The 21,590-nt window shown below is 51.8% G+C and carries 20 protein-coding genes; 8 read left to right on the top strand and 12 right to left on the bottom strand.

Features of this window, described 5'->3' with window-relative positions; translation table 11 throughout:
• Positions 1 to 105 precede the first annotated feature (105 nt).
• Together rplY and ACLD11_RS14740 are read right to left on the bottom strand one after the other, a co-directional pair.
• Positions 106 to 390: a 50S ribosomal protein L25 gene (gene rplY / locus ACLD11_RS14735; RefSeq protein ID WP_411015056.1), complete on the bottom strand. Its 285-nt coding sequence runs from the start codon at positions 388 to 390 to the stop codon at positions 106 to 108.
• A gap of 124 nt (positions 391 to 514) precedes the next feature.
• Positions 515 to 2,275: a DEAD/DEAH box helicase gene (locus ACLD11_RS14740; RefSeq protein ID WP_411015057.1), complete on the bottom strand. Its 1,761-nt coding sequence runs from the start codon at positions 2,273 to 2,275 to the stop codon at positions 515 to 517.
• Between the two features lie 151 nt (positions 2,276 to 2,426).
• Between ACLD11_RS14740 and rsuA the strand changes: the two genes are divergently transcribed.
• The 3 genes from rsuA to ACLD11_RS14755 all read left to right on the top strand — a co-directional run bounded on the left by rsuA (position 2,427) and on the right by ACLD11_RS14755 (position 5,075).
• Positions 2,427 to 3,122 (top strand): 16S rRNA pseudouridine(516) synthase RsuA, encoded by a 696-nt coding sequence (gene rsuA / locus ACLD11_RS14745; protein WP_001234836.1) that lies wholly within the window; start codon positions 2,427 to 2,429, stop codon positions 3,120 to 3,122.
• Between the two features lie 27 nt (positions 3,123 to 3,149).
• Entirely contained in the window at positions 3,150 to 4,340 is a 1,191-nt protein-coding gene (locus ACLD11_RS14750) for a Bcr/CflA family multidrug efflux MFS transporter (protein ID WP_000213349.1), read from the top strand.
• A gap of 390 nt (positions 4,341 to 4,730) precedes the next feature.
• Positions 4,731 to 5,075 carry a YejG family protein gene (locus ACLD11_RS14755; protein ID WP_001094639.1) on the top strand — a complete coding sequence of 115 codons (345 nt, stop codon included), beginning with the start codon at positions 4,731 to 4,733 and terminating at the stop codon, positions 5,073 to 5,075.
• A gap of 3 nt (positions 5,076 to 5,078) precedes the next feature.
• On the opposite strand, the gene yejF is transcribed toward ACLD11_RS14755, so the two are convergent.
• From yejF to yeiP, 9 genes are all read right to left on the bottom strand, one after another.
• Positions 5,079 to 6,668 carry a microcin C ABC transporter ATP-binding protein YejF gene (yejF, locus tag ACLD11_RS14760; RefSeq protein ID WP_000203619.1) on the bottom strand — a complete coding sequence of 530 codons (1,590 nt, stop codon included), beginning with the start codon at positions 6,666 to 6,668 and terminating at the stop codon, positions 5,079 to 5,081.
• Position 6,669: 1 nt separating this feature from the next.
• Positions 6,670 to 7,695 carry an ABC transporter permease gene (locus tag ACLD11_RS14765; protein ID WP_001137761.1) on the bottom strand — a complete coding sequence of 342 codons (1,026 nt, stop codon included), beginning with the start codon at positions 7,693 to 7,695 and terminating at the stop codon, positions 6,670 to 6,672.
• Positions 7,695 to 8,789, bottom strand: a complete 1,095-nt coding sequence (locus tag ACLD11_RS14770) for a microcin C ABC transporter permease YejB (RefSeq protein ID WP_000501623.1) — start codon at positions 8,787 to 8,789, stop codon at positions 7,695 to 7,697. The genes ACLD11_RS14765 and ACLD11_RS14770 overlap by 1 nt, the downstream gene beginning before the upstream one ends.
• Before the next feature lie 9 nt (positions 8,790 to 8,798).
• Positions 8,799 to 10,604: an extracellular solute-binding protein gene (locus ACLD11_RS14775; RefSeq protein WP_411015058.1), complete on the bottom strand. Its 1,806-nt coding sequence runs from the start codon at positions 10,602 to 10,604 to the stop codon at positions 8,799 to 8,801.
• 106 nt (positions 10,605 to 10,710) lie between these two features.
• Entirely contained in the window at positions 10,711 to 12,267 is a 1,557-nt protein-coding gene (locus tag ACLD11_RS14780; protein WP_411015059.1) for a cyclic di-GMP phosphodiesterase, read from the bottom strand.
• Positions 12,268 to 12,640: 373 nt separating this feature from the next.
• Entirely contained in the window at positions 12,641 to 13,213 is a 573-nt protein-coding gene (gene mepS, locus ACLD11_RS14785) for a bifunctional murein DD-endopeptidase/murein LD-carboxypeptidase (protein WP_000241015.1), read from the bottom strand.
• Between the two features lie 413 nt (positions 13,214 to 13,626).
• Complete coding sequence (locus ACLD11_RS14790; RefSeq protein ID WP_411011770.1) at positions 13,627 to 14,346, bottom strand: phosphatase PAP2 family protein; 720 nt, start codon at positions 14,344 to 14,346, stop codon at positions 13,627 to 13,629.
• Between the two features lie 29 nt (positions 14,347 to 14,375).
• Positions 14,376 to 15,362: a CobW family GTP-binding protein gene (locus ACLD11_RS14795; protein WP_000169350.1), complete on the bottom strand. Its 987-nt coding sequence runs from the start codon at positions 15,360 to 15,362 to the stop codon at positions 14,376 to 14,378.
• Between the two features lie 211 nt (positions 15,363 to 15,573).
• Entirely contained in the window at positions 15,574 to 16,146 is a 573-nt protein-coding gene (gene yeiP / locus ACLD11_RS14800; RefSeq protein ID WP_001136822.1) for an elongation factor P-like protein YeiP, read from the bottom strand.
• Positions 16,147 to 16,469: 323 nt separating this feature from the next.
• On the opposite strand from yeiP, the gene ACLD11_RS14805 reads away from it, so the two are divergent.
• The 3 genes from ACLD11_RS14805 to ACLD11_RS14815 all read left to right on the top strand — a co-directional run bounded on the left by ACLD11_RS14805 (position 16,470) and on the right by ACLD11_RS14815 (position 17,901).
• Complete coding sequence (locus ACLD11_RS14805; RefSeq protein ID WP_001523448.1) at positions 16,470 to 16,724, top strand: YkgJ family cysteine cluster protein; 255 nt, start codon at positions 16,470 to 16,472, stop codon at positions 16,722 to 16,724.
• 387 nt (positions 16,725 to 17,111) lie between these two features.
• Positions 17,112 to 17,234: a membrane protein gene (locus ACLD11_RS14810; protein WP_001519564.1), complete on the top strand. Its 123-nt coding sequence runs from the start codon at positions 17,112 to 17,114 to the stop codon at positions 17,232 to 17,234.
• A 1-nt stretch (position 17,235) separates the two neighbouring features.
• Entirely contained in the window at positions 17,236 to 17,901 is a 666-nt protein-coding gene (locus tag ACLD11_RS14815) for a GNVR domain-containing protein (protein WP_080232490.1), read from the top strand.
• A gap of 64 nt (positions 17,902 to 17,965) precedes the next feature.
• Here ACLD11_RS14815 and setB read toward each other — a convergent pair whose 3' ends face one another.
• Complete coding sequence (gene setB, locus ACLD11_RS14820; protein WP_000551934.1) at positions 17,966 to 19,147, bottom strand: sugar efflux transporter SetB; 1,182 nt, start codon at positions 19,145 to 19,147, stop codon at positions 17,966 to 17,968.
• A gap of 367 nt (positions 19,148 to 19,514) precedes the next feature.
• Between setB and fruB the strand changes: the two genes are divergently transcribed.
• Both fruB and fruK read left to right on the top strand, forming a co-directional pair.
• Positions 19,515 to 20,645 carry a fused PTS fructose transporter subunit IIA/HPr protein gene (gene fruB / locus ACLD11_RS14825; RefSeq protein WP_411015060.1) on the top strand — a complete coding sequence of 377 codons (1,131 nt, stop codon included), beginning with the start codon at positions 19,515 to 19,517 and terminating at the stop codon, positions 20,643 to 20,645.
• Positions 20,645 to 21,583, top strand: a complete 939-nt coding sequence (fruK, locus tag ACLD11_RS14830; protein WP_000091249.1) for a 1-phosphofructokinase — start codon at positions 20,645 to 20,647, stop codon at positions 21,581 to 21,583. Before fruB ends, fruK begins: the two co-directional genes overlap by 1 nt.
• Positions 21,584 to 21,590 lie beyond the last annotated feature (7 nt).

A 21,590-nucleotide genomic window follows, 5' to 3' on the forward strand; every position in this document is an offset into this window, starting at 1 on the left:
AGCACAACCAGTAGATCACAAAACTCTATGCCCGTCCTTTTTTACCCGCCCATTACTGGGGATTCCTCAGCGCCGGGGCGGGGTTTTTCTTCAACTTCCAGGCGATTACGCGCGAACGAAGTCGATGTGAGTCAGCTTCGGTTTGTAAGCGTGACGCTGTACAGCCTGAGCTTTAACTTTAACTTCTTTACCGTCAACAACGAGGGTCAGAACTTCGCTGTAGAATTCAGCTTTAGCTTGCATGTTCATAACTGCATCGTGATCCAGTTCGATAGCAATCGGGGCTTCTACACCACCGTAGATGATTGCCGGGAACTTGTTAGCGGCACGCAGGCGGCGGCTCGCACCCTTACCCTGCTCTTTACGTACTTCAGCGTTGATAGTAAACATTTAAATCTCTCTTTAATAATTCCTGCTACAGGCGACCCAGCAACAGGTAAGTGATCTGCTTTGCGTATGCAAAAGCGGGCGAGATTCTATACTCAAACGGCTGGTACATCAATCAAAAGTACGATTAACCGCGTAATTCATGTGCCCGACGAAAGCGTCCTTCATAATCGAAGACCTTTTCACGGACCTGCCAGTACTGGCCTTTCATCCGCGCGATCACAAAATCGGGATGCCGCAACAGCGCCTGCTGCGCGACAATATCCGCCGCCGTGATCCAGCGTAAAGGAACGCCGGGCGTGCGGGTATGCGGGCGAATAAATAGCTGTTCAAAAGCGGTACGCTGGGCGGGCGTGTGCAAGCGGAAGCGCTCACTGACATCCGCGCCGTCCTCGTCATAGTAAGTGATTTTCAGCCATTCGCCTTTCTCATCCTGCCCATGCTGCATCGTCATTCCGCTACAGCGCAGGACTAACGCATCCTTGAGCCTGAGCGCCGCTTTTAACATATCGTCCGGGTCGACCAGAATGGCGTCACATTCCCGGCAGCGTCGGGCGGCAATATCGTTTTCGGCATTACACTGCGGGCAGTTTTTGAAGCGAAAGCGAAAATCGCACTGCTCGCGATGGCCGTCGTCATCCTCAAACCAGCCCTGGCAGCGACGGCCAAAGTGTTCAATCAGCGTGCCGTCGGCAGTGGTTTTCCCCCAGAAGGTGTTGGCAAAGCCGCAGGCCGGGCAAAATACCTGGACAGGGACGTTATCGCTTTTTCCCTTCGGGCTACCGACCTCCGGGGCATACAGGTCGTGCGGGTTGCCTGCGTAATCAAGAATCAGGCAATCGGTCTTTCCCGGCGCAAGGCGCAGACCACGCCCGACAATTTGTTGGTAAAGACTAACTGACTCCGTGGGACGTAGAATCGCGATGAGATCAACGTGTGGGGCGTCAAAGCCGGTGGTCAGCACCGAGACGTTAACCAGATAGCGAAAACGCTGCGCCTTGAAATTATCAATCAGCGCGTCGCGCTCGGGCCCTGGCGTATCGCCGGTAATCAGCGCCGCGTCGTCCGCCGGAAGCAGACCGACAATCTCTTTCGCATGTTCGACCGTGGCGGCGAAAATCATCACGCCTTTGCGCGTTTGCGCAAATTCCATAATCTGGCTGATGATGTGCGGCGTAATCCGCTGCTGCTTTTTCAGCTCGCGGTTCAGATCGGCTTCGCTGAACAGCCCATTGCTTTGGGCCTGCAGGCGGCTGAAATCGTATTGGACCACTGGCATATCAAGCCGCTCAGGCGGCGTCAGATAGCCGTGTTTAATCATATAGCGCAGCGGCAGTTCATAAATACAGTCGCGAAACAGAGCGTTGTCGTTGCCGCGCACCATACCGTGATAATGAAATTGATAAATCCAGCCTTTTCCGAGGCGGAAGGGCGTGGCGGTGAGCCCAAGCAGACGTAAGTGAGGATTAACTTTACTCAGGTGAGTGAGGATTTGCTGATACTGACTATCTTCATCGTCACCGATGCGGTGGCATTCATCGACAATCAACAGCGAAAACTCCTCCTGGAAGGCGTCAAGATTACGCGCCACCGACTGTACGCTGCCGAACACGACTTTGCCCTGACTCTCTTTACGTTTGAGTCCGGCGGCGAAAATATCCGCTTCCAGCCCCAGCGCGCAATATTTGGCGTGGTTCTGCGCGACCAGCTCTTTCACATGCGCCAGCACCAGTACCCGTCCGCGGGCGACGCGCGCCAGTTCGGCGATCACCAGGCTTTTACCTGCGCCGGTCGGCAGAACAATCACGGCGGGCGTACGGTGGCGGCGAAAGTGGCTGAGCGTGGCGTCTACGGCTTCTTGCTGGTAGGGGCGGAGTGTAAAAATCATGGTCTCACTACGTTAAACGGTTCCGGGAATAGTATGCCATGAATCATTTCCCTTGAGGGATATAGTTAGCCCGCTATACTGAGCGGATAGCAATTCCCTTTTTTCGGGTAGAATGCCCGATTTCCGTATTATTACAGGCTAAATCACACACATGCGACTTGATAAATTTATCGCTCAGCAGCTTGGCGTCAGCCGCGCTATTGCCGGGCGTGAAATTCGTGGTAACCGCGTTACCGTCGATGGCGACATCATTAAAAATGCGGCCTTCAAACTGCTCCCGGAACATGCGGTTGCGTATGACGGCAATCCCTTAGCGCAGCAACACGGGCCACGCTATTTTATGCTTAACAAGCCGCAGGGATACGTTTGTTCAACCGATGATCCCGATCATCCAACGGTACTGTATTTCCTGGATGAGCCGGTGGCGTATAAGCTGCATGCCGCAGGACGTCTGGATATCGATACTACCGGTCTGGTGTTAATGACAGATGACGGTCAGTGGTCGCACCGCATTACGTCGCCGCGCCATCACTGTGAAAAAACCTATCTGGTGACCCTGGAGTCGCCGGTGGCCGACGATACGGCAGCGCAATTTGCGAAAGGCGTGCAGTTGCATAATGAAAAAGATCTCACTAAACCCGCTACGCTGGAGGTGATAACGCCTGTGCAGGTCCGTTTGACCATCAGCGAAGGCCGTTATCATCAGGTGAAGCGGATGTTTGCCGCAGTAGGCAATCGCGTTGTGGAACTGCACCGCGAACGGATTGGCGCCATTACGCTGGATGAGAATCTGGCTCCCGGCGAGTACCGCCCGTTGACTGAAGAAGAAATCGCCAGCGTCGGCTAACTATCTCGTTAAATTCAGGAGTTCGATGTGACCACCCGGCAGCACTCTTCCTTTGCCATTGTCTTTATCCTTGGCCTGTTGGCCATGTTAATGCCGCTGTCGATTGATATGTATCTTCCAGCGCTGCCGGTGATTTCTGCGCAATTCGGCGTGCCTGCCGGTAGCGCGCAGATGACGCTCAGCACCTATATTCTGGGGTTTGCGCTGGGGCAGCTTATCTATGGACCGATGGCGGATAGCCTCGGGCGTAAGCCGGTCATCCTGGGCGGGACGCTGGTATTTGCCGCTGCGGCGGTCGCCTGTGCGTTGGCGCAGACTATCGATCAACTGATCGTGATGCGTTTTTTCCACGGTTTAGCGGCCGCGGCGGCAAGCGTCGTCATCAATGCGCTGATGCGGGATATTTATCCAAAGGAAGAGTTTTCGCGCATGATGTCATTTGTCATGCTGGTCACTACGATAGCGCCGTTAATGGCGCCCATTGTCGGCGGCTGGGTGTTGGTATGGTTAAGCTGGCACTATATCTTCTGGATACTGGCCATTGCGGCGATTCTGGCGTCAGTCATGATCTTTGCTTTGATTAAAGAGACGCTGCCTGTTGAGCGGCGTCAGCCTTTTCATATTCGTACCACAATAGGTAACTTTGCCGCGTTGTTTCGCCACAAACGCGTACTGAGCTATATGCTGGCGAGCGGGTTTAGTTTTGCCGGTATGTTCTCTTTTTTGAGCGCGGGGCCGTTTGTCTATATCGAAATTAATCATGTTCCGCCGCAGGATTTCGGCTACTACTTCGCGTTGAACATCGTATTTCTGTTTGTGATGACGATTATCAACAGCCGTTTTGTCAGACGGGTAGGGGCGCTAAACATGTTTCGGGCCGGGCTATGGATTCAGTTTGCGATGGCGGTGTGGATGGTTTTCAGCGCGCTGATGGGCATTGGATTCTGGGCGCTGGTGGTCGGCGTTGCGGCGTTTGTCGGCTGTGTGTCGATGGTTTCGTCCAATGCGATGGCGGTCATTTTGGATGAGTTTCCGCATATGGCCGGAACGGCGTCTTCGTTGGCGGGCACTTTCCGCTTTGGTATTGGCGCTATCGTCGGCGCGTTGCTGTCGCTGGCTACCTTTACCAGTGCGTGGCCGATGATTTGGTCGATTGCGCTTTGCGCCGCCTGTTCCATTCTGTTTTATCTCTACGCCAGCCGTCCCAAAAAACGGTGACGGGCGCGCTGTCCCTCAATGGTGCCGAAGAATGCGCAGGCGGCGTTGGGGGACGCTATCCGCTACACGATGGCAAAGCCAAACGACTTTCATAGTTGATGTATATCAATTACCAATTCATCATTTTCCTCCTTTATGTTTATTTTATGTAAAATCCATTTATGTAAAAAGTCACATCATTGTAGTTAAAAAGGTTGAGTTAGATCGCAGAAACGGGTACATATAGCCCGCCGCTATCTCCGCGTCGGTAAAACTATTTTAACTCCCGCTTGCTGTAGAGCCACTGACGGAGAGAAGGGCGTTAGCAATCTGTTTAAGGACGGGTTGTCAATGATGTGTTAATATAAATGTAAGTAAATTGTGAAGTAATTGTGCTTCCGGGGAAAGAAAGTGAATACATTACAGCTCTCAATTGTTCACCGTCTGCCGCAAAACTATCGCTGGTCGGCGGGTTTTGCGGGGTCAAAGGTTGAACCGATTCCGCAAAACGGGCAGAGCACCGAGAATAGTCTGGTGGCGCTTAAACTGTTGAGTCCGGCAGGCGATAGCGCGTGGTCAGTGATGCATAAGCTCAGCCAGGCGCTAAGCGATATTGAAGTTCCTTGCTCCGTGCTGGAATGCGAAGGGGAACCGTGCCTGTTCGTTAATCGTCAGGATGAGTTTGCCGCCACCTGTCGGCTGAAAAATTTCGGCGTGGCGATAGCGGAACCTTTTTCTAACAATAATCCTTTTTAGGCGTCAGCTTAACGCGAGTAGCTGACGCGTATAGGCCTGTTGCGGTGCGGTAAACACGCGCTCGCATTGCCCCTGTTCAACCACCTCCCCCTGCCGCAGCACGATAACCTGATGGCACAGCGCGCGTACTACATGCAGATCGTGGCTAATGAAGATATAGGCCAGACGGTGCTTTTGCTGTAGCGATTTCAGGAGGGCAAGAATCTGAGCCTGAACGGTTTTATCCAGCGATGAGGTCGGTTCATCCAGAATAATAAGCGACGGCTTTAAAATCAGCGCCCTGGCGACGGCGATACGTTGACGCTGGCCGCCGGAAAACTCAGCGGGGTAACGATGCCGCGTTTCCGGGTCCAGGCCGACTTCCATCATGACCGCTTTCACCTGCTGTTCGCGCTGCGCGCCTGAAAGCGTAGGCTGGTGGACGCGCAGGCCTTCTTCGATAATTTGCAAGACGTTTAAACGCGGGTTTAGCGATGAGTTCGGGTCCTGGAATACGACCTGGATACGGTGGCGAACAGGTAAAAGCTGGCGGCGGTTTAACGTATCCAGCGATTGACCGTCAAATACGATGCGGCCTTCGGAGCGGATAAGCCGTAACAGCGCCAGACCGGTGGTGCTTTTTCCCGATCCTGACTCGCCGACCAGACCCAGCGTTTCGCCTGGATGCAGGGTGAAACTGATATTGTTAACCACCACATTATGATCCACGACGCGCTTCAGAATACCTTTGCGGATCGGGAAGGCGACGCGCAGCCTGTCCACTTCCAGCAACGGCGTCTGCCCGGCGGGGAGCGGAACCGGATCGCCTGTGGGTTCGCTGTTGAGTAGTTTTTGCGTGTACGGATGGGTCGGCGCGGAGAGCAGCGTGTCGGCGCGTTGGTTCTCTACGCACTTGCCGTGTTGCATTACCGCCACTGAATCCGCCAGTTTTTTTACAATGCTGAGGTTATGGGTGATAAACAGCAATCCCATATTGAGCTCGCGCTGGAGTTCCCGCAGTAGAGATAAAATCTGCGCCTGTACGGAGACGTCGAGGGCGGTGGTCGGCTCATCGGCGATCAGTAATTCCGGCCGTGTTAACAGCGCCATGGCTATCATGACGCGCTGGCGTTCGCCGCCGGAAAGCTGATGAGGATAATCGCGCAGACGCTGGCTCGCCTGGCGGATACCGACCCGATCCAGACAACCGATCATCTCCGCCCTTGCCGCCTCCCGACGCATTCCCCGATGGAGCGACAGCACTTCATAGAGCTGTTTTTCCAGCGTATGCAGCGGGTTAAGTGAAACCATCGGTTCCTGAAAAATCATGGCGATTTTATTGCCGCGTACGCCGCGTAGCGTCTGCTCGCTGGCATGAAGCAATGATTCGCCGTGAAAGCGAATATCGCCGGAGAGGTAGACGGCGGGAGGGGTAGGCAAAAGACGCAGAATGGAAAGCGCCGTCACGCTTTTTCCTGACCCTGACTCGCCGACCAGCGCCAGCGTTTCCCCGGCGTTCACCTGTAACGAAATGGCGTTAACGACAGGGCGCACGTGCTGTTGCTGACGGAAACCTACCGATAAATTTTCAATCGCAAGCAATGGAGATGTCATCTTATACCGCCTTAGCAGGATCAAAGGCGTCGCGTACCGCTTCGCCGATAAAAATCAGCAGCGATAGCAGAATGGCGACAGACAGAAAGGCGGCGATCCCCAGCCAGGGAGCCTGTAAGTTGTTTTTCCCCTGTAAAAGAAGTTCGCCGAGAGAAGGGGAGCCAAGCGGCAGACCAAATCCCAGAAAATCCAGCGACGTCAGGGTGGTGATGGAGCTACATAAAATGAACGGTAAAAATGTCAGGGTAGCGACCATCGCATTAGGCAACATATGGCGCAGGATAATGTCACGATCGCTGACGCCAAGCGCCTGCGCGGCGCGGATATAGTCAAAATTGCGGGTCCGTAAAAACTCGGCGCGCACCACGCCCACCAGACTCATCCAGCCAAACAGTACGGTTATGGCCAGTAGCCACCAGAAGTTAGGCTGCACTACGCTGGAAAGTAAAATAATCAGAAACAGGGTCGGCATCCCTGACCAGACTTCGATGAGACGTTGTCCCCATAAATCGACTTTGCCGCCATAATAGCCCTGTAGCGCGCCCGCCAGTACACCCATGACGCTGGAGCAAATTGTTAACATCAGGCCGAATAAAATAGAAATGCGGGTGCCGTACAGGATGCGGGCGAAAACGTCGCCGCCATTCGCATCGGTGCCCAGCCAGTTTTTCGCCGAAGGCGGGGAGGGGAAAGGCTGCGTGGTGGCAAAATTAATGGTATTGGCACCAAAGCGTACGGGGGCCCACAACACCCAGCCCCGATTCTCAAGCTGCCGTTGTAGCCAGGGGTCCTGATAATCTGCCGTTGTCGCCAGCGGGCCGCCGAAATCGCGCTCGCTGTAATTTTTTACCAGCGGAAAATACCACTGGCCTTCATAGCGCACCAGCAATGGCTTATCGTTAGCAATCAGTTCCGCGCATAAGCTCAGGCTGAACACGACCAGGAAAATCCATAGTGACCAGTAGCCCCGGCGATTATGGCGGAAACGCGCCCAGCGGGCCTGATTGACCGGGCTTAATCGCGGCATTATCGTCCCTCAAAATCAATGCGTGGATCGACCAGCGTATAGCTGATATCGCTCAGGATATTCAGTAATAAGCCAATCAGGGTAAAGATATAAAGCGTGCCGAACATCACCGGATAGTCGCGCGAAACAGTTGCTTCATAACCCAGCAGCCCCAGGCCGTTGAGCGAGAACATGACTTCAATTAGCAGCGAGCCGGTGAAAAACATACTGATAAAAGTGGCGGGAAACCCGGCGATCACCAGCAGCATGGCGTTACGAAAAACATGTTTCCAGAGAATGTTTTTTTCACTCACGCCTTTAGCGCGAGCGGTAACGACATACTGTTTACGCACCTCGTCGAGAAACGAATTTTTCGTCAGCATTGTCAGGGCGGCAAAACCGCCGATGACGGTCGCCAACACCGGTAGCGTAATATGCCACAAATAATCGGTGATTTTCTGGTACCACGGTAACGTGTCAAAGTTGGCGGAGACCAGGCCACGTAGCGGAAAGATATCGTAGTAGCTGCCGCCGGCAAAAAAGACGATTAATAAAATAGCGAACAGAAAGGCGGGGATCGCATAACCAATAATGATAAACGCACTGCTCCACACATCAAAGCGACTGCCGTTATGGACGGCTTTGCGAATCCCCAGCGGGATAGACACCAGATAAATAATCAGCGTGCTCCATAATCCCAGGGTAATGGAGACGGGAAGGCTATCTTTGATCAGCGTTAGTACGGATGCGCTGCGAAACAGACTGTCGCCGAAGTCAAAAGAGAGATAGTCCCGTAGCATCTTGAAATAACGCTCATGCAGCGGTTTGTCGAAGCCGTAGCGATGGGTGATCTCCGCGATCACCTCCGGATCGAGTCCCCGGCCGCCGCGATAATGGCTGTCGCTGATATTGCCGACGCCGGTTTGCGCATGACTGGCGCGAACGCCTTCGCCGCTGGCGCCGGGCAACGCGCCGCCCTGGCCAAATTCAATCGCGGCAATAGCCTGATCGACAGGGCCGCCGGGAGCGATCTGCACGATAAAAAAGTTAATGGTAATAATGGCCCATAGCGTGGGGATCACCAGTAACAGACGGCGGATAAGATAGGCGCCCATTGATTCTTACTACCTCCTGGCTGCCGGTAGTTTGGCGGCTTTGTTGACATCATACCACCAGGTATCTAACCCGATGGTATATACCGGGCGAATCGCCGGATGGGAGAATTTATCCCACCAGGCGAGCCTGTCTTGCGCCATATACCACATCGGCAGCATGTAATAGTTCCAGGTCAGCACGCGATCCAGCGCCCGTCCCAGCGGCACCAGTTTCGCTTTATCACCCTGCGCTGCGATAATTTGCGCGATCAGTTTATCCACCACCGGGCTTTGTACGCCGGGAGCGTTATAACTGGAGTCAATGTATTCCGACGCCCATGAGATTTGTAGATCGGAGCTGGGCCAGGGCATCGCCCGCCATAGCCTCGGCATCATGTCATAGTCGCGGCTGCGCATCCGGTTGGTGAGTTGAGAATTATCAACCTGACGGATAGTCATCGTAATGCCCAGACGCTGAAGATTATGCTGGAAGGGCAGGACCCACTGGCTATTACTGCTGGCAGGAAGGAGAAGTTCAAACGTCAGAGGCTTACCGGTGACGCTATTGACCCGTTGCTGTCCGTTGATCACCCATCCGGCCTGCGTCAACAAGGCGTCAGCTTTAAGAAGATTTTCGCGATCGTAGCCGTCGCCGTTAGAGACCGGCGGCTGATAGATCTGAGTGAAGACTTCAGGAGGAAGATCTTTTTTCATCGGCGCGAGTAATACCAGCTCATTGGCGTCAGGGTAATTTCTGGCGGCGTACTCGGTATTCTGGAAGTAACTGTTGGTTCGGCTCCAGGCATTATAGAACAGCGCTTTATTCATCCACTCAAAATCGAAGGCCAGGGTGACGGCTTCACGTACCCGCCGGTCTTTAAATACCGGGCGCTGAATGTTAAAGGCCAGCCAGCGTGTGTCCTGCGCCGACTCGTTTTTCTGCTCTTCTTTAATGATGTAATGATTATCGAAATTTTTACCGATGTAGCGCGTTGCCCAGTTTTTAGCGTCGTTTTCCAGCCGTAGATCAAATGCGCCCGCTTTAAACGCCTCGAAAGCGACATTGTCATCAAGGTAGTAATCGTAGCGGATAGTGTCGAGGTTAAAACGTCCACGATTGACCGGCAGATTAGCCGCCCAGTAGTTTTTGACGCGTGAATAGACAATGTACTGGCCCATTTTCCACTGAGTAATCCGGTATGGCCCGCTGGCTAAGGGCGGCGTTGAAAGCGGATCGCTGAGTTTGTGATTTTTCCAGAATTTTTCGGGCATGATCGGTAGTGAAAACAGGCTAAGCATGTCTTCTTTACCAGGCTTCGCCAGTTCAATTCGCACGGTTAAAGGCGCAATCGCCTTCACGGTAGTACCTTTATAGACCAGACGGAATTGCGGTACGCCTTCGGTCATAAACTTATGAAAGGTAAAGGCCACATCGCGGGCGGTAATGGGCGTGCCATCGTGAAAACGAGCGCGGGGATTAATCGAGATTTCCACCCAGGAATAATCGGCGGCATAGCGGGCATGGTCGGCAATCAGCGGGTAATAGCTTCCGGGTTCATCATCCGAGGTGGTAAAGAGCGTATCGTAAAGGGCTTCGGTACGTACGCCGGGATTGCCGCGCAGTGAATAGCGATTGAAATTATCGAACGTACCAATGGCGGAAAGCGTCATCTGACCGCCTTTCGGCGCAGCAGGATTCACATAATCAAAGTGATCAAAGTTAAAAGCATACTTAGGTTCGCCGAGTACGGCGAAAGCGTAGCTTTCTTTGATTTCCTGGGCCTGGGCGCCAGCGCTAACCAGTGCGACAAGCAGAAGCATTACGCGCGCAATCATCTGAAGGCGGTTTCCTTATCGTATTGCCCGCTGCAAACCGGCAGGCGTTTCGCTGAATAATAAGTGACGTTGCGTCTGATGTGAATCCGTTAAAACCGTAAGGGGACTACCATTCAGGCACAGAAGGCGCCGACATCCACAGCACGAAATCTTTAAGGGGTAAAGGACGGCTAATCCAGTACCCCTGCAAGTAATTAACACCGTGATCGCGTAGCCAACGGGCCTGCTCCGGCGTTTCAACGCCCTCGGCCACCGTCAGCATATTCAGGCGTCTGGAGAGCGTCAGCACGGTATCCAGAACCGGCGACGTGACGGTTTCCGTGCCGATCGCCTGGATAAAGCCGCGATCGATTTTCAGATAATCTAAAGTAAATCGCTCCAGATAAATCAGGGCGCTATGGCCTGTACCGAAATCATCTATAGCGATTTCAAACCCGGCGGAATGCAGCCATTCGAACAGTTTGGCCGCTTCATACTGCTGAAGCATATCGCGTTCAGTGATTTCCAGCACGATATGAAAATGGTGCGCGGGCAGGGCGTCCCTGAGCCGGTGCATATCCTCTTTAAAACTGTCGCTGTGCAGATGTTCCGGCGCGATGTTAATGCCAAATTTGGCACCGACGGGCATCACCTTCTGTAGCGTGGGCGCGTCGCGGGCGATCAGCTCGAACAGATGCTGCGTTAACGGTACGATAAGTTGCTGCGCTTCGGCATAGTGGATAAAGGCATCCGGCGGAATCTCGCCTGCCGTAGGGTGACGCCAGCGCAGTAAGACTTCAAGCCCGGTGACGCTCAGCGTACGAGTATCGACGACGGGCTGATAAACCACATAAAACTGCTCGTGTTTGATCGCCATTAAAATCTCTTTGCCCGGTCGCGTCCGGAGGGCATAGATAAAGTAACAGATAAACCCCGCTACGATGCCGCTAATGCAGCCCAGCATCAACGCATACCACAAGTCATTGTAGGTCCAGCTATCGGCATAAAGCTGTATTTTAAGCGGCAGGCTGTTGATAGTTGCCTGTCGTGATGGCGTGCCCGGCAGCTCCGCGACGGTCAGCAGACGCGAAGAAAAGGTCGACAGCGCGGTATTGCCGACAATCAGCGCGATGCCGTTAAAATCGTCCTGGCGCGTGGTATAGAGTAAGTAGGGCGTCAGGTTAATATTCAGCGATGTGAATACGCCGCTGTCATTTAATAATGGGTTCCGATACCAAATCACCATTGTCGGTTTGTTGGGCATCATTGGCGTGCCGGGCAGAATCGCCATAGCAACGTCTTTGCGGATATCTATATCCGGTACCAGTTGCTGAAGCGGCATATTCATGGCGCCAGTGGCGGAAGAGCAGAACACTTTTTTATCTTTAATTAATAAGAAGGCGCGGACATTAAGGCTAAAAGCGGCTCTTGAGGTGAGTTCTGCGCCAACCTGCTGACAGGTGTTGATCGTCAACGGCTGAAGAATATCGGTGGTGGCTTTCAGGTCGGCGAAATAGCTGACCAGGTAATGTTGTACATCAGAAAGGAGCGTATTGTATTTAACATCCCGTTTATGCCATGACAGGAAAAATTGCAGGCTACCAATAAGTAATGCTGCCGCCATCCCCGTAATGATACAGGTAAGCAGGATTTTCCGACCGGAAGAGGAGTCGCGTGTAAGCATAATTCCTGGTGTGACCTGAAAAGGCGGATGCCGGTTAAACTGGTTGATTTATAAGACTATAGCCTGGAATACCCCGGATAGTCATGCTTTTCTGTGATGCACAGGAAAGCGTATTGTCGCAGTAACCGTTGGGGGAAACGACCTGAATGTCTGATAGCGCTATGTTTATCAGGTCTACGTTCGTGTGTTGTAGGCTGGATAAGAGGCGACACGTCGCCATTCGGCACATTGCCGCCTGACGGCTATTCTGTCAGGCCGGATACGCTATTTGGCAAAACGGGTTCAGAAGGGATAATAAGCAAAAGCACTGCCGAAGCAGTGCTTTTTATGTCGTCTCATCAAGTAAGCCAAGGGAGGTGCTGCCTGATGAAGATTAACTGCGGCTCAGAACTCGACGCGCTTCATTGTAGCGTTTTTTCCAGTACGGTTCGTTCATACTGGAGATAATGACGCCACTACTGGTAGACGCATGGACAAACTGGTTATTGCCGATATAAATACCGACATGACGACCAGTGGAACCGGCGCGGAACAGAACCAGATCGCCCGTACGCAGGTTATTGCGTGAAACCGCTTTGCCCATTTCCTGCTGTTCATAGGTTGAACGCGGAAGCTCTAAACCAAACTGTTCACGGAAAGTGCGCTGTACAAAGCTGGAACAGTCGACGCCTTTCTTAGTGCTGCCGCCCAGGCGGTAACGCACGCCTTTCCAGTCAGCATACTGATCCATAATCCGCGACTTAACGTCGAGGTTACGCACCATATTTTCAAATTCATCCTGAGAGGCTTGCAGTGAAGAGCTATCGCTATTGCCCACAGCATGCGTCTCAGAATGCATATTCTTTGCGGTATTGGTGGTTGTGCTACAAGCAGAAAGCAGAACCGCAACTGCAATCGCAGGAATCCCGCGCAAGATATATCTCAAAATCGGTTGAGATTTGACCATGTTGTTTGTTTTCCCTTGAAGTCCTTAACGATAAATATCGTTATAAAAATGCCAAACGTGATGAGACTAATCACCTGCACAGCTTGAGACAATTCTTTGAGCACAAATCTGTGGCGGAACGCACAAATTTATTCGCAATGAGAATAATTATCTGGCGAGGCAAAACGAGTTTGAGATTACCCGATTGTTGTTGTCATTGCGAGCGATTTCGCGTGATTTTTTATAAGAATTTATGATACGAAAAGTGAACTATCAGCACGGGTCAAATTAAGCGCAAATCGTTTAAAAATCGGGCAAGCTGTTCATTTTGCAGAGGAATAATATGACCGAAAAATGATGGGTTGGGGGAATATCATCATAAATTACCTTCAACGATGTAAAACTATCGCTGAAGGTAATGTTAATTACATGGGTTATTTGTTTGGAATTTGTTTGTTTCCGCCCGGAAGATAATTCTCAAAAAGCGCTATCGCCCGGTCGCTGAGCGGGGTCATCAGCCACCAGGGGAGGCCAATCAAAATAACCGTGAGCGACCCGACCACAATATCGGTGAACCAGTGAGCGCCAATCATAACGCGCGGAAACGCGAAAACCACAAATATAATAAGGGCGATAATCCCCGCCGTTTTGCCGAAATAACGCAGCATAAAGGCGGAAAATATCAGCAGCATCATACCGTGATCGCCTGGGAAACTGTCTTTTGACGCGTCTTTTGTCGGGATGTGCAGCAACTCGCTGACGCGATAAATATGCTCAAAAGAGAGCGTTGGGCTGGCGCGCTTGACGGGGATCAGCGCCTGACCGAGTTGGTTAAGCACCACCGCTGTTAGCAGCATGACCAATCCGATTATCACAATGCGCCGCCGGCCCGATGCGTTTTCTTTTAGCCAGAAACTGAGCATCAGTCCCCCCATCGCCAGCAGCGAACAGCCGTCAAACGCCCGATTATTGGTAATAGCGACCCACCAGAGGAACGCGTGGCTTTCCACCAGTTTCTGGTTAAAGAAGTGGAATATGCCGGAATCAATGGTGAACCAGAAGCCGTGATTGACGGGAAGATACCATGACAAAAACAGCGCCAGACCGGCGGCATTAAGCAGAATTATCAAGGAATAGCGGGTTTTCATCGTTATTTCGCCATAGTTTTTAAACGGTGGCAACCTTACGCGTGCGTCGCTAAACGAAGCTTCAACAAGGCCGTCTGTAACGTATTCCAGTCGGTTTCTGTGTTTGAGATAAGTTCAACCCGGCTATCCGGCGGCGCGACACTCTGTGTTTCGATGTGCAGGTCATCGCCCTGGCGATTGATGCGTACCAGCCCCTCTTGTATGCGCATAACGCCTTTCACCCGGCCCACCGGCGCCAGACGAGCCCATTCGAGGAGGCCAATGGTGTCAAACACGGTATCGGCATCGAAAATCCAGCCGCAGGCCTGATGACCCTGTCCGCTATTGAGGCTGCGTCGCCAGCGCTGCTGGGCGGGCAGATTTAGCGCGGCGAGTCCTTTTTTACTGGCATGAGTGTGAGAGTGCGCGGCGCTGGCCGGCAGTTCCGCCAGATTTTGTCGTGGTAAATCCAGAAGCTTACCGTCTATCTGTCCATGTTCGGCATGAATCAGTTGACGATCGCCACCGTACTGTCGCCACCACTGTTGCAGGGCGGCATCGCTCTGCGCCGTGGCGCGATCGGTTTTATTGGCGATGATAATATCGGCTGAGGCGAGCTGATCGCGGAAATTTTCATTGGCGACGCTCTGTTGGTCCAGTAGCAGACGAGGGTCCAGGATGCAGAGCGTAGCGCGTAAATCAATCCACGGCTCATAAACTGGCGCAGTTAATAAATCCAGAATCTGTTTTGGGTGCCCCAGTCCGGTTGGTTCAATCAGCAACCGGTCAGGTTTGCCCTGGCGTAGCAGCGTGTTGAGCCCCACCTGCATAGGCAATCCGTTGACGCAGCACATGCAGCCGCCGGGGATCTCTTTTAGCAGTGCGCCGCTGTCGGCAAGCAGTGCGCCGTCAATACCCACTTCGCCAAATTCATTGACCAGGACGGCCCACTTTTCAGCCGGATCTTTATGGGCTAATAAATGAAGGATAGAGGTGGTTTTTCCGCTACCGAGAAATCCAGTAATAAGATTGGTTTTGGTCACGTCAGCTCCAGAATATTGATACAACATAACAACTTTAATAATCCTGGCGAATAAACGTGAAAAAGAGAAGCGCTGAGTTGACGAAGTTGTGCCTCTGTTATCTTAAGAGCAGGAAATGTTAAATTTTTAACGTTTCTCTTTCCTGGTGCAGAACAGTTAATAAAGAAAAGGGCCAGACTGCGCCCTGGGGCGCAGCCGAAAAATGCGAAACTTAATCCGCGCGCCCCATATAACGGCGCTCTTCGATATGAATGCGGATTTTCTCACCTGCGCTCAGGTATTCGGGAACCTGAATCACCAGACCGGTGCTTAATGTCGCGGGTTTGTTACGTGCGCTGGCGGACGCTCCTTTAATACCCGGCGCGGTTTCGACGATTTCCAGATCCACGGTCTGCGGAAGCTCTAGCGCCAGCAGTTGGCCGTCCCAGGTCAGAACCTGCATATCCGGCATTCCGCCTTCAGGCATAAACAGCAACTCTTCTTCAATCTGATCTTTGGTGAAGGTATACGGCGTATAGTCTTCTTTATCCATGAACACATATTCGTTGCCATCGACATAAGAAAAGTCAACGCCGCGACGGCTCAGGGTGACGGTATCAACGATATCGTCGCCTTTGAAACGTTCTTCCACTTTCAGACCGGTGCGGACATCGGAAAAACGCATTTTATACAGTGTGGCGGCGCCACGGGCGGTAGGTGACTGAATGTCGATATCTTTCACAATCAGCAATTTGCCGTTGTAGTTCAGTACCATACCTTTTTTGATTTCGTTCGCTCTTGGCATCGAGGAGATCCTGTTGTAGAGATTATCTAAAATATCGCGTAAAACTACTCGCGCCGGGCCGTCCAGGCAAGTGGAATTGTCACTTTTGCTGGTGCAAAAAAGGTGATACTGTTCGCCCGCTTTCCGCTCCGCGTTCAACGAGAATACGCGATGGCATGTCGCCCGGAGGGGGAAAGTGTGCTGTGTTGTCCCTTCTGTTTCCAGCCTTGTCTTCGGAATGTCTGAGGGCAGGACTGATCATGATGACGTCCACATTTTAAATCTGGATTTTTCTTTGGACAAATTCTGTTATCTTTCATTTGGTTATAAATAGAGGGCTGAGCATGGACTGTCGTAGCGGTTGTGGCGCTTGCTGTATTGCGCCTTCAATTTCGTCGCCGATACCCGGAATGCCGAATGGCAAGCCGATGAATACCAGATGCGTGCAGCTTTCGGAAGATAACTTGTGCCTTATCTTTGGCTCGCCTTTACGCCCAAAAGTGTGCTCTGGTTTGCAACCGACAGGGGACATGTGTTTAACGACCCGGGAAGAGGCCATTATTTATTTGCTGGAACTCGAGCAGAAAACCTTACCATGAGCTAAGCCGTTTTTGATAAACGTGCAGGGGCTTACGTTATATCCCGAAATAGTCTGCAAAAGCTGCGCCTCAAATTACCTCCTTTTACCATTAAATAGCGTAATACATGCTTCCCTTATTTCGTGGCTTCTGAAGCGGTAGATGTCGCCACTCAACCCCGTTGGTGCCTGAACGTGTACCGAATAAACCGTCACATAAAACAAAAACGATCAATTTTATTTATATGATAGTTTTTATCTATTAAAAAGAGGAATTTTGATCAATTTTAATTATTTATAACGATCGATATCATGAATTTGATAGTTTATATCTATCATTGATGTATTTACCGATCGATATAACCAGTGTGAATGTGTTGTTATTTTCCTTTAAAATACTCGAATTCTTATGTGTGGGTTTTATCTTATGAAGAAATATACGTTCGCAGCCAGGGCGTTTATTTTTACGCTGGTGTTGCTTTTTGTTATTTCAGTATTCGGGTTGACTATTAGCGTTTTAAAAGGGATGTGAAATGCGGGGAGAAAATAGTGAAATTGATTTAGTCGACGTTTCCTTATTCCTTATAAGAAAATGGCTAAGTATCGTGATCGCTACCTTTATTTTTGTCGCCATTGGCTATGTTTTTGTGAGCGTGCAGCATGATACAAAGGTTGTGAGTATGACAATCAAACCTAATCTGGATACGCCTGCTACCTATGCGTTATGTGGCTATACTAATGATATTCAATGTAAAACAACGGTTATCCTTAACCAGTTTAGCCGTTTCTTGCCTGCGAACTATAAAAATAAAATAAGTTTTGACGCGAAAAAACAGCTTGTTCTTTTTAAGGCGCAGGGGAGGGAAGAAAGGGTCAATAATATTATTTCCACCCTGAAAAATAGTGTCGATAAAATGGCAGCATGGTATATCGATGACGGTGACATTAAACGTTATAGCGTGCATAAAAATATGTTACAAACGGAAACATATGCAAAGCTATCATTGTTGTCGGAGGCGGTTAAAAATAATGCTAACATTGAAGTGATAGATGTTGCTGTTACACCAAAATATAAGATGCGGCTGGTGCTGGTCCTTTGCGGGCTGATGGGCGTAATTTTCTCAATAACCGGTCTTTTATGTAGGAGGGCGCTTACAGAATATCGTATTGAGAAAAAGACAATGAATGACCGTGCATGAACATTGCGCAGAGATAAACTCTGCGCTGAAATGTGTCGAAGAGTAAAAGTATCAGGCTTGCAAGTTAAACATCTTTAATACGCGCCAGGCAGAACATGGTGGCGACAATCATGACTAACGCAAACCAGAAGACCGCATGGTAATTCCAGATTTCTGCGGCGATTCCCGCCAACGAACCGGCAATGATCCAGCCGACGCGAATGGTATTGGTATACAGCGTGGTGGCTGAACCCGCCTGGCCTGGCATCAGATCCTGAAAATAGAGCATGCCAATCCCGCCAAGAATGCCGATGTAAATCGCGTTCAGCAACTGCAAGCCGAGCAACGTTGCCGGCGCGTGCGCCAGCAACATACCCGCATAAAAGCACAGTCCGGCGACAACGGCGATGCACATTAACAGGCGTTTTCCCAACCGTTTAGCGAAGTAACCTGCAATCAGCATTGTGGGAATCTCCAGCCCGGCGGCGGTGCCCATCATCACGCCTGCAAGTTTTTCCGGAAGATGCAGCTCATTGATGATAAACAGCGGCATATTAATGATATACAGGCTGTTAGTTCCCCACATTAACGTACAGATGACAAACAACAACAGCGTATCGCGGCGATTACGACGCGGTGCTTCCAGCGTACCGGTTGCCAGCGGCGCATCTTTGCGCATTGACGGTAAAAAGAACCACACCATGACGCCGCAGACGATAAAAGCTACCGCCGCGCTCAAATACATCACCGTAAAGCTAAAACCCATCGCCAGCGCATAGGCCAGCGGCGGCCCAATGACCCAAGCCAATGAGACCTGGGCGCGGAGGATTGAGCTGAACATCACCGCTTCACGACCTGTACGATCGGCATGTTCACGGGCCAGCGCAAACATCTGCGGGTTGGCGGTAGAGCCGAAGCTACTGAGAAAGACGCCGATGAACAGCAAAATAAAGTAGTTGCGGTTCCAGGCAAACAACACGCAGGCCAACATGCCCAGCACGCAACAGAAAACGATCAGTTTTTTGCGATCGCCTTTTTTATCTGAGCGACCCGCCAGAAACTGGCTCACAATAATGCCGATAACCGCGCTGCCGGTAAAAAAGAATCCCACCATGCCGGGGCGGGCGTGAACCTCATCCGTCAGAAAAATACTGAGCGTCGGCGTCTGTAACGCACCGGCAATACCGGTGAGAAAGGCCACGATCAAAAAGGCGGTAGACGTCAGGTCAAACGATTTGGGCGCAGCGGCGGCGGGACTGTTGTGCATGTTTCTATATCAGTGGTGTGAAGAGAGGCGGAGTTTACGCTGCCCGTCAGAAAATAAACAGGCGTCTGAATCAAAATCGACACGAAAAATCAAAATAGCATTCCAGTTTGTTACCAGGGTGTGCTGACGCAAGCTGAAAGAAAAAATTGAAGCCTTTTATGCGTCAGCTATTGAGGGTCTGTTGGAGAAAAAATGTGCTTTACCTCAAAAAATCGCTACAAAACCGGTAACTTTTCTTGCGTGCTGAAGCAGAAAGATCCAGACTTCTTGAAACGTTTCAGCGCGATCTTGTTTTTTAGACCAACCAGATTGGCGCTTTTTTTCTCATAGTGGCTGAATCGTTTCAATTCAGCAGGAGAGGAGACACATGTTCCAGTTATCGGTTCAGGACATCCATCCGGGCGAGCAGGCCGGAAATAAAGAAGAGGCCATTCGGCAAATCGCCGCCGCGTTAGCGCAGGCGGGGAATGTGGCGGGCGGCTATGTTGACGGTATGCTGGCGCGCGAACAGCAAACCTCGACCTTTCTTGGCAATGGTATTGCGATTCCCCATGGCACAACAGACACGCGCGATCAGGTGCTGAAAACCGGCGTCCAGGTTTTTCAATTCCCGCAGGGCGTTACCTGGGGAGAAGGCCAGGTCGCCTACGTGGCGATTGGTATTGCCGCCAGTTCGGACGAACACCTCGGCCTGCTGCGTCAGTTGACGCATGTGCTGAGTGATGACTCCGTGGCTGAACAGCTGAAATCCGCGACAACGGCGGAAGAGCTGCGCGCATTGCTGATGGGCGAGAAGCAAAGTGAACAATTAAAACTTGATAACGAGACGATGACGCTGGATGTCATCGCCAGCTCGCTGGTCACATTGCAGGCGCTAAATGCGGCGCGTCTGAAAGAGGCGGGAGCGGTTGATGCGGCATTCGTCGCAAAAACGATTAACGACAGTCCGATGAATCTGGGACAAGGCATCTGGCTGAACGACAGCGCGGAAGGCAATTTGCGCAGCGCTGTTGCGGTAAGCCGTGCGACACAGGCGTTTGACGTAGAGGGTGAAAAAGCAGCCTTATTAGTCACTGTCGCGATGAACGACGAGCAGCCGATTGCCGTGCTAAAACGCCTCAGCGACCTGTTGCTGAACAATAAAGCCGATCGTCTGCTGAGCGCCGACGCCGCGACGCTGCTGGCGTTGCTGACCAGTGATGATGCGCTGACGGATGACGTACTGAGCGCGGAATTTGTAGTGCGTAATGAGCATGGTCTCCATGCCCGTCCGGGCACCATGCTGGTGAATACGATTAAACAATTTAACAGTGAAATTACCGTGACAAACCTTGATGGAACCGGCAAACCGGCAAACGGACGTAGTCTGATGAAAGTGGTGGCGTTAGGCGTGAAGAAAGGCCATCGTCTGCGCTTTACCGCGCAGGGTGAAGATGCTGAACAGGCGCTGAAAGCGATTGGCGATGCGATCGCCGCCGGTCTCGGGGAGGGCGCATAATGAGCAGGCGTGTCGCCACCATTACCCTTAATCCGGCTTATGATCTGGTTGGGTTTTGCCCTGAAATCGAACGCGGCGAAGTGAACCTGGTGAAAACCACAGGTCTGCACGCGGCGGGCAAAGGCATTAACGTTGCCAAAGTGCTGAAAGACTTAGGCATCGACGTCACTGTCGGCGGTTTTCTCGGTAAAGATAACCAGGACGGTTTTCAGCAATTGTTCAGCGAACTGGGTATCGCTAACCGCTTTCAGGTGGTTCAGGGCCGGACCCGCATCAACGTGAAGCTGACGGAAAAAGATGGCGAAGTGACCGACTTCAACTTTTCCGGCTTTGACGTGACTCCCGCAGACTGGGAACGCTTTGTTAACGACTCCCTGAGCTGGCTGGGTCAGTTCGATATGGTCTGCGTCAGCGGTAGCTTACCGGCTGGCGTGAGTCCGGAAGCGTTCACCGACTGGATGACGCGTCTGCGCAGCCAGTGTCCATGCATTATCTTTGATAGTAGCCGTGAAGCGTTAGTCGCCGGTCTTAAAGCTGCGCCGTGGCTGGTGAAACCGAATCGCCGCGAACTGGAAATTTGGGCGGGTCGTAAGCTCCCGGAAATGAAAGATGTGATTGATGCGGCGCACGCGTTACGCGAACAGGGTATCGCCCATGTGGTGATTTCGCTGGGGGCGGAAGGCGCGCTGTGGGTTAACGCCTCAGGAGAATGGATCGCTAAACCACCGGCGGTTGACGTGGTAAGTACCGTCGGCGCAGGCGATTCCATGGTTGGCGGATTGATTTACGGCCTGCTGATGCGCGAGTCCAGCGAACATACGCTGCGTCTGGCGACGGCGGTTGCCGCGCTGGCGGTCAGCCAGAGCAATGTGGGTATTACCGATCGTCCTCAGTTGGCCGCAATGATGGCGCGTGTCGACTTACAACCGTTTAACTGACAGCAGG

Source organism: Salmonella sp. 741265116_PST (assembly GCF_046567715.1).
Taxonomy (GTDB): Bacteria; Pseudomonadota; Gammaproteobacteria; order Enterobacterales; family Enterobacteriaceae; genus Salmonella; species Salmonella enterica.

Bases quoted from the DNA above. Each gene is read 5' to 3' on its own strand.
- yeiP (WP_001136822.1), bottom strand. From the start codon at position 16,146: ATGCCAAGAGCGAACGAAATCAAAAAAGGTATGGTACTGAACTACAAC.
- rsuA (WP_001234836.1), top strand. From the start codon at position 2,427: ATGCGACTTGATAAATTTATCGCTCAGCAGCTTGGCGTCAGCCGCGCT.
- mepS (WP_000241015.1), bottom strand. From the start codon at position 13,213: ATGGTCAAATCTCAACCGATTTTGAGATATATCTTGCGCGGGATTCCT.
- ACLD11_RS14770 (WP_000501623.1), bottom strand. From the start codon at position 8,789: ATGGGCGCCTATCTTATCCGCCGTCTGTTACTGGTGATCCCCACGCTA.
- rplY (WP_411015056.1), bottom strand. From the start codon at position 390: ATGTTTACTATCAACGCTGAAGTACGTAAAGAGCAGGGTAAGGGTGCG.
- yejF (WP_000203619.1), bottom strand. From the start codon at position 6,668: ATGACATCTCCATTGCTTGCGATTGAAAATTTATCGGTAGGTTTCCGT.
- ACLD11_RS14805 (WP_001523448.1), top strand. From the start codon at position 16,470: ATGGACTGTCGTAGCGGTTGTGGCGCTTGCTGTATTGCGCCTTCAATT.
- ACLD11_RS14810 (WP_001519564.1), top strand. From the start codon at position 17,112: ATGTGTGGGTTTTATCTTATGAAGAAATATACGTTCGCAGCCAGGGCG.
- ACLD11_RS14775 (WP_411015058.1), bottom strand. From the start codon at position 10,604: ATGATTGCGCGCGTAATGCTTCTGCTTGTCGCACTGGTTAGCGCTGGC.
- fruB (WP_411015060.1), top strand. From the start codon at position 19,515: ATGTTCCAGTTATCGGTTCAGGACATCCATCCGGGCGAGCAGGCCGGA.
- ACLD11_RS14765 (WP_001137761.1), bottom strand. From the start codon at position 7,695: ATGCCGCGATTAAGCCCGGTCAATCAGGCCCGCTGGGCGCGTTTCCGC.
- setB (WP_000551934.1), bottom strand. From the start codon at position 19,147: ATGCACAACAGTCCCGCCGCCGCTGCGCCCAAATCGTTTGACCTGACG.
- ACLD11_RS14780 (WP_411015059.1), bottom strand. From the start codon at position 12,267: ATGCTTACACGCGACTCCTCTTCCGGTCGGAAAATCCTGCTTACCTGT.
- ACLD11_RS14740 (WP_411015057.1), bottom strand. From the start codon at position 2,275: ATGATTTTTACACTCCGCCCCTACCAGCAAGAAGCCGTAGACGCCACG.
- ACLD11_RS14815 (WP_080232490.1), top strand. From the start codon at position 17,236: ATGCGGGGAGAAAATAGTGAAATTGATTTAGTCGACGTTTCCTTATTC.
- fruK (WP_000091249.1), top strand. From the start codon at position 20,645: ATGAGCAGGCGTGTCGCCACCATTACCCTTAATCCGGCTTATGATCTG.